The organism is Brevundimonas sp. Bb-A, assembly GCF_009394735.1.
Taxonomy (GTDB): domain Bacteria; phylum Pseudomonadota; class Alphaproteobacteria; order Caulobacterales; family Caulobacteraceae; genus Brevundimonas; species Brevundimonas aurantiaca.
On the sequence record NZ_CP045456.1, the window covers coordinates 1,822,987 to 1,835,207 of the forward strand.

Below are 12,221 nucleotides of genomic sequence, written 5' to 3' on the forward strand. Positions count from 1 at the left end.
GAAGAGGCGGGGGTCGGCGATCCCCGCCTTTTTCGTATGCGGGCCCCACCTTGTAAGGCGGCCTTCATAACGCGATATGCAGAACAACAAGGCGAGCGACCGCGAGTCGCGCGCTCCCCGCATTCTTGAGAAGGCTCCATGCGCGATCCGATCGAACTGATGAACATGAACCTCGTCCCCATGGTGGTCGAGCAGTCCAGCCGGGGCGAGCGCTCCTTCGACATCTTCTCGCGCCTGCTGCGCGAGCGGATCATCTTCCTGACGGGGCCGTTCGAGGACGGCATGGCCTCCTTGATCTGCGCCCAGCTGCTGTTCCTGGAGTCGGAGAACCCCAAGAAGGAAATCTCCATGTACATCAACAGCCCCGGCGGTCAGGTGACCTCGGCGCTCGCGATCTACGACACCATGCAATACATCAAGAGCCCGGTCTCGACCGTGGTCATGGGCATGGCGGCCTCGGCCGGCTCCCTGATCCTGACGGCCGGCGAGGCGGGCCAGCGGATCGCCCTGCCGAACGCCCGGGTCATGGTGCACCAGCCCTCCGGCGGCTTCCGCGGCCAGGCCTCGGACATCGAGCGCCACGCCGAGGACATCCGCTACACCAAGAAGCGGCTGAACGAGATCTATGTCCATCATACCGGCCGCACCTATGAGGAGGTGGAGCGCACCCTGGACCGCGACCACTTCATGTCGGCCGAAGAGGCCAAGGCCTGGGGCATCGTCGACCACGTCTATGACCGGCGCGAACAGGCCGACGCCGACGGCATAAAGACGCCCGGCGCCTGAGCCCCGTTTTCAGCTAGAATGAGGGGGCGCGTCCTGGCGGCGCGCCCCTTTCTTTTCGTCCATCGGAACCGAGATGCAGTTCACAAGAGACCCCTCAGGCACGATCGAGGTGGAGGGCGAGACCTACGCCTGGGAAATCCGTCGTCAGCCGCGCCCCGTCGGCGGTGCGGTGTGGGAGGGGATGGCCGTCTCCCTTCGCCATGTGGATTTCAAGCGCGAGGCCATCATCCAGTTTCCGCCGCCCTTGCGTCCCAACGGCCGGCCCGACGTGGAGAAGCAGCGGGTCAATGTCGATGCGGTGCGCAACGCCGTCACCGCCGCCATCGAGGCGGGCTGGGACCCGACCTCGCGGGGCAAGGCCATGGTTTTCGACGTGGACGCCGACGGCCGCTGAAGCGGTTCAGGGCCGCTGGGTGAAGACCCGGAACCCCGGCGACTGGGCGATGGCCAGCATTTCGGCGTCGCCGGAGGTGTCGCCATAGGCGGCCGTCAGGACCAGATCCTCGCCATAGGCGGCCTTCAGACGCCGCACCTTCTCCTCGCCCCGGCAGTTGGCGCCGTCGAAGGCGCCGGTCACCCGGCCTTCGGCGTCGAAGGTCAGGGGCGTTCCCAAGAGGGCCTCGGCGCCCAGCCGGCGGGCGAAGGGCTCAACCGTCGTCTCGGGCGAGGCGGTCACGATCACGCGATGGGCGCCCCGTTCGCCCCATTCGTTCCAGACCTTCAGCGCGTCCGGCCGCATGAAGCGGTCCCAGACCAGATCGGCGAACCGTTCCGCCTCGGCCTCCAGGCTTTCGCGGTCCATGCCGGCCAGAAATTCCTTGACCGAGGCGGCCTTGATCCGCCCCCGATCACGATCCCGCCCATAGGCCGCCAGGGCCGGCGCCAGCTTGACCAGGCCCAGGGCCCAGCCGCCCGGACCGGCCTTCCAGCGCAGAAACTGCGTGAAACTGTCGCGAATCGTCAGGGTGCCGTCGAAGTCGAAGGCGACGAGCGGCTGTTCCGATTTGATCCGGGACTGGCGTAAATCCTGCACGCTTCCCATGTCAGACATTCGCCGTGATCCCCAACGACACTGATCCATCCCCTTTCCGTGACCTCGCCCCTCCGCCTTCGGGGTTGTCGTGGAACGTGGGATGGGTGATTGTCATTTTTTGAAGACCTTTGCGTCCAGAATGCTGGAATCAACGCGGAGGAAGCGCGTAGCTGGCCATTTCGGTCCGCTCCGCGGGAGTGAGATAAGGGTCTATGACCAAAGCAGCCGGCTCTGACGCCAAAAGCACCCTGTACTGCTCGTTCTGCGGAAAGAGCCAGCACGAAGTCCGCAAACTGATTGCGGGCCCGACCGTCTTCATCTGCGATGAATGTGTCGAACTGTGCATGGACATCATCCGTGAAGAGCACAAGATCGGCTTCAAGAAGACGAGCGACGGCGTCCCCACGCCCAAGGAGATTCGCGACGTCCTGGACGATTACGTCATTGGCCAGTCGCACGCCAAGAAGGTGCTGTCGGTCGCCGTCCACAACCATTACAAGCGTCTGAACCACGCGACGAAGAACAACGACGTCGAACTGGCCAAGTCGAACATCATGCTGATCGGGCCGACCGGTTCGGGCAAGACGCTGTTGGCCCAGACCCTGGCCCGCATCATCGACGTGCCCTTCACCATGGCCGACGCCACCACCCTGACCGAGGCCGGCTATGTGGGCGAGGACGTCGAGAACATCATCCTGAAGCTGCTCCAGGCGTCGGATTACAATGTCGAACGGGCCCAGCGCGGCATCGTCTACATCGACGAAATCGACAAGATCAGCCGCAAGTCGGACAATCCCTCGATCACCCGCGACGTCTCGGGCGAGGGCGTGCAGCAGGCCCTGCTGAAGATCATGGAAGGCACCGTCGCCTCCGTGCCTCCGCAAGGCGGCCGCAAACATCCGCAGCAGGAGTTCTTGCAGGTCGACACCGCCAACATCCTCTTCATCGTGGGCGGCGCCTTCGCCGGGCTGGAGAAGGTGATTTCGGCGCGCGGCGAGGGGGCCTCGATCGGCTTCGGCGCCAAGGTCAAGGAAATCGACGAGCGCCGCACCGGCGACATCCTCAAGGGGGTGGAGCCTGACGACCTGATGCGTTTCGGCCTTATCCCCGAGTTCATCGGCCGTCTGCCTGTCCTGGCGACGCTGGAGGATCTGGACGAAACGGCCCTGGTCACCATCCTGACCGAGCCCAAGAACGCCCTGGTCAAACAGTACAAGCGTCTGTTCGAGATGGAGAATGTCGAACTGACCTTCACCGACGACGCCCTGATCGCCGTCGCCAAGAAGGCCATCACCCGCAAGACCGGCGCGCGCGGCCTGCGTTCGATCCTGGAAGGCATTCTGCTGGAGACCATGTTCGAACTGCCGACCTTCGAAGGCGTCGAGGAGGTGGTGGTCAACGCCGAGGTCATCGACGGCAAGGCCCAGCCCCTGCTGATCTATTCCGAAGCCTCCAAGAAGAAGGCCGACGGCGCCGCCTGATCGGGCCGCCGCTGAACGTCACAAGGGCCGGAGCGACGCCGCTCCGGCCCTTTTTGCAGCTGGGATCCTCCCCCGCTTGCGGGGGAGGTGTCGCGTCGATCGCGCAGCGATCCAGCGACGGAGGGGGGAGTCTCACGAGTCTCCCGCAGGGTGGAAGAAACCCGCACCTTCTCTCGCCCTTTCGGCCGGCGCGCTTCATCCGCGCACTCCCGCATTCAGTCTCATCGGCAATACAAAGACTTGTCGGTCCCCAGGCGCTGATCGACCCGTCGCGGCGCCGGGGCGGCTTATGCTGGCGGGATCAGCCGAGGCGGCGCAGAGGCGTGACGGAGGTGACTTTCAAATCGGACAGATCGGACACATCGGACACTGTTTTTCTGTGTCCGACAGCCGCCGAAAGGTTCTTCCGCTTCGCCGAGGGCTTCACCACCGGACAGATTGGACACATCGGACACATCGGACACTGTTTTTCAGCCGTCCGAAAACCGCGCGCCGACCGGCCGCAGATCCCGGCGGCGTGGGCGGAAAGACACGTGCATGTGGGCGGATGGGCGGCCACGCTTGAACCGCAGGTCTTTCAAACCACATACTCATCCGAACGCCGTCGGAATCGACGGGCCGTCACGCGCTGGTCGGGCCTCTTGCCCGGGCGACCGTGGCGGCGGGCCGGCGATCACCAATGGCCCAGGAGTACGCATCATGACTGACACCAAGATCCTGCCCGTCCTGCCGTTGAGAGACATCGTGGTCTTTCCGCACATGGTCGTGCCGCTCTTCGTGGGCCGCGAAAAATCGGTGAAGGCCCTCGACGAGATCATGAAGGGCGAAAAGCAGATCCTTCTGGCGACCCAGAAGAACAGCGTTGACGACGACCCGTCGCCCGACGCCATCTACCCCATCGGCGTCCTGGCCAGCGTCCTGCAGCTGCTGAAGCTGCCGGACGGCACGGTCAAGGTCCTGGTCGAGGGCAAGGGCCGCGCCCGCCTGACCCGCTTCACCGACCGCACCGACTATTTCGAAGCCGAGGCCGTCGAGATCGAGGACGAGCCGGGCGAGACCTCTCAGGCCGAGGCCATGCTGCGCGCCGTGGTCGAGCAGTTCGAAAACTATGTGAAGCTGAACAAGAAGGTGCCGCCCGAGGCCCTCAGCTCCATCCCCCAGATCACCGACGCCTCCAAACTGGCGGACTCGGTCGCGGCCCATCTGTCGGTCAAGATCATCGACAAACAGGGTCTGCTTGAAACCATCGACGTGCCCAAGCGGCTGGAGAAGGTCTATGGCCTGATGGAGGGGGAAATCTCCGTCCTGCAGGTCGAGAAGAAGATCCGCTCGCGCGTGAAGCGTCAGATGGAGAAGACCCAGCGCGAATATTATCTGAACGAGCAGATGAAGGCGATCCAGCGCGAGCTGGGCGAGACCGACGACGCGCGCGACGAAATCATGGACTTGGAGAAGCGCATCCGTAAGACGCGCCTGTCCAAGGAGGCCCGGACCAAGGCCGAGGCCGAGGTCAAGAAGCTGCGCAACATGTCGCCGATGTCGGCCGAATCGACGGTGGTGCGCAACTACCTCGACTGGCTGCTGTCCGTGCCGTGGGGCAAGGCCAAGCAGAAGCCGATCGACCTGGTGCGGGCGGAAGAGATCCTCGAGGAGGACCACTTCGGCCTGGAGAAGGTCAAGGAACGGATCATCGAATATCTGGCCGTCCAGGCCCGCACCGGCAGCCTGAAGGGGCCGATCCTGTGCCTCGTCGGTCCTCCCGGCGTCGGCAAGACCTCTCTGGCCAAGTCCATCGCCAAGGCCACGGGCCGTGAATATGTCCGCATGTCGCTGGGCGGCGTGCGCGACGAGAGCGAAATCCGCGGCCACCGCCGGACCTATATCGGCTCCATGCCCGGCAAGATCATCCAGTCGATGAAGAAGGCCAAGACCACCAACGCCTTCGTCCTGCTGGACGAGATCGACAAACTGGGCGCCGACTGGCGCGGCGATCCGTCCTCGGCCCTGCTGGAAGTGCTGGACCCGGCCCAGAACTCGACCTTCGGCGACCACTATCTGGAGGTGGACTACGACCTGTCCCAGGTGATGTTCGTGACCACGGCGAACAGCCTGAACATGCCGCAGCCCCTGATGGACCGGATGGAGATCATCCGGGTGTCGGGCTACACCGAGGACGAGAAGGTCGAGATCGCCAAGCGTCACGTCCTGCCCAAACAGATGAAGGACCACGGCCTGAAGGACGGCGAACTGGTCGTTCCGGAAGAGACCATCCGCGACCTGATCCGCTACTATACCCGTGAGGCCGGGGTGCGGTCGCTGGAGCGGGCCCTGGGCGGTCTGGCCCGCAAGGCCGTTCGCGAAATGGCCAAGACTGGGGCCGCCTCGATCACCGTCGATGCGGAAAAACTGGCCGAATACGCCGGGGTGAAGAAGTTCCGCTACGGCGAGACGGATGAGGAGGATCAGGTCGGCATCGTCACCGGCCTGGCCTGGACCGAGTTCGGCGGCGACATCCTGACCATCGAGGCGATCAAGATGCCCGGTCGCGGCCGCATGACCGTGACCGGCAACCTCAAGGACGTGATGAAGGAGTCGATCTCGGCGGCGGCCTCCTATGTCCGTTCGCGGGCTCTGGACTTCGGCGTCAAGCCGCCGGTGTTCGAGAAAACCGACATCCACGTCCACGTGCCGGACGGCGCCACGCCCAAGGATGGTCCGTCCGCCGGCGTCGCCATGACGGTGGCCATGGTCTCGGTCCTGACGGGGATCCCGATCCGCAAGGACATCGCCATGACCGGCGAAATCACCCTGCGCGGCCGGGTCACCGCCATCGGCGGTCTGAAGGAGAAGCTGCTCGCGGCCCTGCGTTCCGGGGTCAAGACGGTGCTGATCCCCCAGGAGAACGAAAAGGACCTCGCCGACGTGCCGGACAATGTGAAGTCAGGTCTGGAGATCGTGCCGATTTCCACAGCGGACGAGGCCCTGAAATGGGCCCTGGTCGGCGCCCTGACCCCGGTCGAATGGGACGAGACGGCTGAACCCCTGCCGACGCCCGTTCCCCCCGCGGAGGGCGCCACGGCGGCTGTCAGCCACTGAACGCGACTTAAGTCGCACGCCGGAACGCCGCCGACAGCCCGTCGGCGGCGTTTTCGCTTTTGACGCGAGCGCCTATCGGACGTTTACTGACCGTTTGGAGGGATGACGATGACGAAAGCGGAACTCATCGGTCGCATGGCGACGGCGGCGAACATCAGTCGGGACCAGGCCAAGGCGGCGCTGGAGGCCTTCACCGACGGTGTTGTCGAGGCCCTGTCTCACGGTCACGACGTCAAGCTGATCGGCTTCGGCAGCTTCACCACGATCGAGCGCAAGGCGGGGGTGGCGCGCAATCCTCAAACCGGCCAGGCCATAGCGCGGGCCGCCTCCCGCACCGCCCGCTTCCGCGCCGGCGAAGGCCTGAAAAGCGCCTTGAACGCCTGACGCCCAGAGGGCATAAGCCCCGCTCTGGTTTCAAGGGCGGCTAGCTCAGCTGGAAGAGCATCTCGTTTACACCGAGAGGGTCGGCGGTTCGAGCCCGTCGCCGCCTACCAATCAAAAAGGCCGCCGGATTGCTCCGGCGGCCTTTCGCATTGGGTCTGAGGCTCCGATCAGAACCGGAAGCTGGCCCGCAGCAGCAGCGAATAGCGGACATAGTCCTCCAGCAGCTCGGCGTCGCCCGTCAGGGACAGCATGCCCAGCTCGTTGCCCAGGTTCATGCGGAAGCCCAGCAGCAGGCCGCCGCCCTCGACGGCGTCCGGCGACAGGATGAAGTCCGGCCCGCCGCTGGCGAAGCGGGCGATGGTCTCCCCGGCGTCGACCGACAGGTTCTGGCGATAGCCGATCCGCAGTTCGGGGCGGATCCAGCCGTCGCGGCCGAAGCCGTAGCCGACGTTCATCGCCGCCACTGCCGAGAAGATGTGGCTGTCGCGGGAATCGATGTCCAGATCGAAGCCGTCGCCGCCGCCCTTTTCGGATCGGGCGTCTTCCGACAGGCGGAAGTATTCAGCGTAGATTTCGGGACGGACGTTCAGCCGGCCGTAGTTGCGCTCATAGGAGGCGCCCCCGGCGGCGGCGGCGGTCCAGCCGTGCCAGTCGGAGGTGTTGTTCAGATAGACGCCGCCGGCGACCAGCGAGCGGTCGGCGCTGAAGCTGGCGTAGCCGCCGGCCGCCCGAGCCCAGGTGGTCCAGTACTGGCCCTGGGCGCGCCAATAGAGGCCCAGCTCCAGAAGATTGGCGGACAGGACCTCTTCGGCCTCCGCTTCCGGATCCTTGATGTCCGAGGAGGTGAAGGCCGCCGTCACGCCGAAAGCGCCCAGGCTGGAGCCCTTCTCGACGCCGCCGGCCACGCCGAATCCTTCGGAACGGAAGCCGTAGGAGTCGGTCTTGTCCTTGTCTGCGTAGAAGTTGATCTCCTGCAGCCAGGCGCTGGTCTCGCCGGGCGCGGCGGAGGCGTTGCGACCGGTCAGGGCGCGGGTCACCGCGTCCACCCCGGCCGACAGCGACATCAGCGGACCGCCCGAATGGTCCGGCAGCATCTGCTCATAGGCGTCGATGAAGCCGTCGCGGCCCGTCTGGGACAGGAACAGGTTACGAACCGTCTCATTGGCGCCCAGGGCGGCGTAGACGGCGTCATAGGCCGAGGCCTCGACCGGGATCAGCCCGGCCTCCTGGGCGGTGCGCCGGCGCGCGTCGATATAGAGGCTGTTGGCGCCCTGATCGACGCCCGCTTCGACGACATAGAGATAGGGCGAGTTTTCGGCGAGCAGCTGCTTGTCGATCTGGCCGACGTTCAGCGTGCCGGCCTTGATGATGTCGAACCGCTCCGGTCCCTCCAGCAGGGAGGAGAAGCGCACGCCCAGCTGCGCGCCCGTGGCCAGGGTTGCGGCGCCGCTGACGTTGAAGCCGCCGGCGCGATCGGCCTTGGGGTCCAGGGTCGTGATCAGGACGCCGTCGGCCCCCACGTTCAGGCTGGAGATGTTGGTGGCGGTCGTCTGGGTCGCGTTCAGCGTGCCCTTGGAAACGTTGATGTCCAAGGCGCCGTCGCTGTCGGTTATCGCGCCCTGCACCACGGCGCCGCCGCTGATCGCCAGCCGGTCGGCGCCGGCGCCGAAGGCGATGTCGCCGACGACCGTGCCGTTCTCGACATTGAAGGTGTCGGCGCCCGAGCCCAGCTTGATCGCGCCCACGATCTGGGGCTCGCTGGCATCCGGCACTCCGTCCTTGTCAGTGTCGGTCGCAGTGCTGTCGGCTGCGGCGGGAACACCGTACTGGCGCAGGGTCACGCCGCTGGTGTTGGCCGACAGGTCGATGGCCGTGACCGTGCCGGAGACGTCCGCCAGACTGCTGGAGCTGGCGGTCAGGGAGCCGGCGATCACGCCGGCGTTGTTCAGCTGGGTCAGCGAGCCCGACTGATCGCGGATCACGGTCGCCGAACCGTCGTCGCCGCCGTAGGAGGCGATCATCGTGCCGGTGTTGGTCAGGCTGCCGACGTTTGCGCCGGCGCCGATCAGAACACCCGTGGCGGCCTCGGTTCCCTTGCCGGCCACGACGGCCTGGATAGTCCCGGTGTTGACCAGGGCGGGGGCAGAGACGCCGGCGCCGACCTGGATGGCGGTGGCGTTGGCGTCGACAGCCGAGGCGGCGATCGAGCCTTCGTTGCGCACGCCGCCCGCAATCGTCACGGCCTGTCCGCCGTCCACGCCGAGCTGAAGCCCGCGTCCCTGAACGCCGGAATAGACGCCCGATCCGGTGATGGCGCCCCGGTTGATCAGGCCATAGGCGGCGTCGCCCGTCCCGACCGCGCCCAAGGTCACAGTGTTTGCAGTGGAGCCGATCAGCAGGGCCGGCGCGGCGCCCAGAGAGGTGAGGGCGGCCGTGGTTTCGCTGGCGTCGGGCACGCCGTCGCCGTCGCGGTCCAGGTCGTCGCGGTTTTTGACGCCGTCGCCGTCGTCGTCCTCGTCGCCGTTCTTGACGCCGTCCTTGTCGTCGTCCCCGTCGATGCCGGCGGCCGAATAGGCCAGGGCCTTGTCCAGCAGGACGCCGCCCGCGACATTGGCGCCGACGCGGACGGCCGGGCCGCCCTGAAGCAGGTCATCGGCGTCCAACTCATCCAGGAACAGGGTGGTGGCGTTGTCGAAGGTCCCGGTGGAGGGGCGCGCCGGAGGCGCGGTGGTGTAGCGATAGCCGGTGGTGGCGATGGTGGAATGGATCTTCAGAGCGCCGCCCACGGCGCCTTCGACCGAGACCCCGGTCGCGCCCGCGCCGGTGGCCGAGATGGAGCCCGCTAGATCCACATTGCCCGAGACCGGAGCCGTGGTGCGGACGCCCGCCGTGTTGTCGCCGACGACCCGGATGGTGCCCAGGCTCTGAACCTTGCCGTTCACCGCCGATTCGACGCCGAGCCCGTAGGAATTATTGCCTTCGACCGTAATGGAGCCGCTGGATTCGACCAGGACGTTGCCGGTGAAGGGCGATGCCCCGGTCACCCGCACGCCATAGCGGCCGGTTCCCGTGGCGAAGGGGCCGTCCAGATCGCCGTCGCCGTCTGTGTCCTTGATGTCAGCCGTTTGCTGGCTGTCGGTGATGGAGATCGTCCCGCCGACCGTGACCGACCCGGTGTTGCCGCCGTTGACCAGGATGCCGGTGGCGCCGTCGGCGGCCTTGTCCATGGTGATGGAGCTGCCGCTGTCCAGATCGACCGTGTTGTTGGAATCAAGCGTCACGGCCGCGCCCGAGTTGACGGCGACCGAGCCGCCGCTGGCCAGACGGACGTTGTCCGCCGCCGTTCCGGTGGCGTTCGCCGTGCGGATCGGGGTGGTCCGGGCGGTCGAGACGACGACCTCGGCCTGAGCGCCGCTTACGGCCATCAAGGGGGCGATCGCCACGGCGGTCGCGAGCAGAATACGCATTCGGAAGAAAACCCCTGGTGGTCACGCGATCACGATGCAGGCGACCCTTTAGCAGGGTCCGGGCCAGCCTTCCCCAACTTTATCGAATTTGAGGCGAATGCAAGGCCGCGCTCCATCTGCTGCGGCGCCGAAAGGGCGGGGTGGTCGGGCCAAGGTCCTGATTTTCAGTCGTGATGGGCGGGGTTCGGAGGGTTTTTCTCGCTCCCTATTGAGCTTTGCCGCAGCCGGGTCTAGGGGCGAAGATCATGGTCAACCGCCTCTGAGGATGAGGCATCCATTCCGCGCCTTTCGGCGTTTGCGAGCGCAGACCTGACGAGAACCCCCGAATGACCCTGACTGATCTCGACGTCCACGAAAGCGAACTTCGTCTGATTCCCGGACTGGACGTGGAGGTGGCGGACACCTTGAGGGCGTTGAAACAGGCGTCGCAGGACGAGCGGCCGCGGCTGTTGGACACCACCATGCTGTACGCGCCCCGGTCCGGCGGGGTGAAGCGATACCTGCTGTCGAAGAAGGCGTGGATCGAGGCCAATCGGCCGGGGGTCAGCCATTCTCTCATCGTGCCGGGCGCCCGACACAGGGCGCGGGCGGACGGGATCGTTCAGCTGCGCGCCACGCGACTGCCGTTCGGAGACGGCTATCGTTGGCCCAGTTCGGTCAAGCGCTGGAGCGCCTGGGTCGCGGCCATGAAGCCGTCGATCATTGAGGCGGGCGACCCCTATACGCCGGGACAGGGCGCCCTGGAGGCCGGCCAGAGGGTCGGCTGTCCCGTGGTCGGCTTCTGCCATTCGGACCCAGCCGGCCTGGCGGCGCTTCATTTCGGCGAATGGGCCAAGAAGCCCGTCGAAAAGCGCTGGGCCCGTCTGTTCTCCCAGTTTGACCGCGTCGTTTCGCCCAGCCGCTTCATCGCGCGGCGGCTTGAGGAGGCGGGGGTGGACAATATCGTCATTCGTCCGCTGGGCGTCGAGGTCGACACCTTCCGGCCCGACCGCCGCGATCGGTCCTGGCTGCTGAAGGAACTGGGCCTCGGCCCAGACGCACGCCTTCTGTGTTTTGCCGGCCGTCCCGCCAAGGAGAAGAACGTCGATGTTCTGATCGAGGCGGTCCAAAAGCTGGGCGCCCCTTATTATCTGGTCCTGGTCGGCGCTGGTTCGGGCATGCCCGCCGAGGACCGGGTGATCTCCCTGCCTTATGAGAAGGACCCGCGGGCGGTGGCCAAGATCATCGCCAGCTGCGACGCCTTCGTTCACGCCAATGACAAGGAGCCCTTCGGTCTGATCGTGCTGGAGGCCATGGCCTGCGGTCGGCCCGTGGTGGGCGTAAACGCCGGGGGCGTGGCCGAGACGGTCGATTCGACCGTGGGCCAGTTGGCCGCCAGCGCCGAGGCCGACGACTACGCCCAGGCGATCGAGGCCTTGTTCGCCCGCGACATCGAGGCCATCGGCCGCGCCGCCCGCGAAAAGGCGGTCAGCCGGTTCGCCTGGAACCGCGTCTTTGAAGACCTGTGCATGGTCTATGGAGAGCTGACCGGAGAGGCCGCCTTCGTTCAGCCCGAGGCGGCGTTCGCCGTCCACTGATCCGAAGCGGGCCCGCCCGTCTCTGGGGACGGGCGCTGGACTGCGGTCAGCGCCGATCATACCCCGGACGGGGATGATGTTTTTCTAAGAAATAGGGGATTTGCGCGCTTGCGGGGCGGCGCGCCGCTTCTTCGTTACAGAAGAAGTGGCGCGAGTGACGGGGCTCGAACCCGCGACCTCCGGCGTGACAGGCCGGCACTCTAACCAACTGAGCTACACCCGCGTACCTGGGTCGAAACTTTAGAGTTGTTTCGAAAACTGTGTGGGAAGGCGGTGTGCGCCACTCCATCTATTTCTAGAGAGAGTGGCGCGAGTGACGGGGCTCGAACCCGCGACCTCCGGCGTGACAGGCCGGCACTCTAACCAACTGAGCTACACCCGCGTTTCCCGACCGAAG

General features: G+C 66.0%; 8 protein-coding genes and 3 tRNA genes. 7 read left to right on the top strand and 4 right to left on the bottom strand.

Annotated elements, in window-relative coordinates; all coding sequences use genetic code 11:
- The first annotated feature begins 138 nt into the window (after positions 1 to 138).
- Positions 139 to 786 carry an ATP-dependent Clp protease proteolytic subunit gene (locus tag BSP_RS08990; protein WP_054765520.1) on the top strand — a complete coding sequence of 216 codons (648 nt, stop codon included), beginning with the start codon at positions 139 to 141 and terminating at the stop codon, positions 784 to 786.
- Between the two features lie 73 nt (positions 787 to 859).
- Positions 860 to 1,180, top strand: coding sequence for a hypothetical protein (locus BSP_RS08995; protein ID WP_054765521.1), 321 nt, complete (start codon positions 860 to 862; stop codon positions 1,178 to 1,180).
- Positions 1,181 to 1,186: 6 nt separating this feature from the next.
- On the opposite strand, the gene BSP_RS09000 is transcribed toward BSP_RS08995, so the two are convergent.
- Positions 1,187 to 1,837 carry an HAD-IB family hydrolase gene (locus tag BSP_RS09000; protein WP_227975906.1) on the bottom strand — a complete coding sequence of 217 codons (651 nt, stop codon included), beginning with the start codon at positions 1,835 to 1,837 and terminating at the stop codon, positions 1,187 to 1,189.
- A 194-nt stretch (positions 1,838 to 2,031) separates the two neighbouring features.
- Between BSP_RS09000 and clpX the strand changes: the two genes are divergently transcribed.
- From clpX to BSP_RS09020, 4 genes are all read left to right on the top strand, one after another.
- Entirely contained in the window at positions 2,032 to 3,300 is a 1,269-nt protein-coding gene (clpX, locus tag BSP_RS09005) for an ATP-dependent Clp protease ATP-binding subunit ClpX (protein ID WP_054765523.1), read from the top strand.
- A 699-nt stretch (positions 3,301 to 3,999) separates the two neighbouring features.
- Positions 4,000 to 6,396 carry an endopeptidase La gene (gene lon / locus BSP_RS09010; RefSeq protein ID WP_152950057.1) on the top strand — a complete coding sequence of 799 codons (2,397 nt, stop codon included), beginning with the start codon at positions 4,000 to 4,002 and terminating at the stop codon, positions 6,394 to 6,396.
- Between the two features lie 108 nt (positions 6,397 to 6,504).
- Complete coding sequence (locus tag BSP_RS09015; RefSeq protein ID WP_054766918.1) at positions 6,505 to 6,780, top strand: HU family DNA-binding protein; 276 nt, start codon at positions 6,505 to 6,507, stop codon at positions 6,778 to 6,780.
- Positions 6,781 to 6,814: 34 nt separating this feature from the next.
- A tRNA-Val gene (locus BSP_RS09020) sits at positions 6,815 to 6,890 on the top strand.
- Positions 6,891 to 6,947: 57 nt separating this feature from the next.
- On the opposite strand, the gene BSP_RS09025 is transcribed toward BSP_RS09020, so the two are convergent.
- Positions 6,948 to 10,247: an autotransporter domain-containing protein gene (locus tag BSP_RS09025; protein WP_152950059.1), complete on the bottom strand. Its 3,300-nt coding sequence runs from the start codon at positions 10,245 to 10,247 to the stop codon at positions 6,948 to 6,950.
- 326 nt (positions 10,248 to 10,573) lie between these two features.
- On the opposite strand from BSP_RS09025, the gene BSP_RS09030 reads away from it, so the two are divergent.
- Positions 10,574 to 11,824, top strand: a complete 1,251-nt coding sequence (locus tag BSP_RS09030) for a glycosyltransferase (RefSeq protein WP_082382674.1) — start codon at positions 10,574 to 10,576, stop codon at positions 11,822 to 11,824.
- 146 nt (positions 11,825 to 11,970) lie between these two features.
- Here the strand turns inward: BSP_RS09030 and BSP_RS09035 are convergent.
- Positions 11,971 to 12,047 (bottom strand) — tRNA-Asp (locus BSP_RS09035).
- An 82-nt stretch (positions 12,048 to 12,129) separates the two neighbouring features.
- Positions 12,130 to 12,206 (bottom strand) — tRNA-Asp (locus BSP_RS09040).
- Between the last annotated feature and the right edge of the window lie 15 nt (positions 12,207 to 12,221).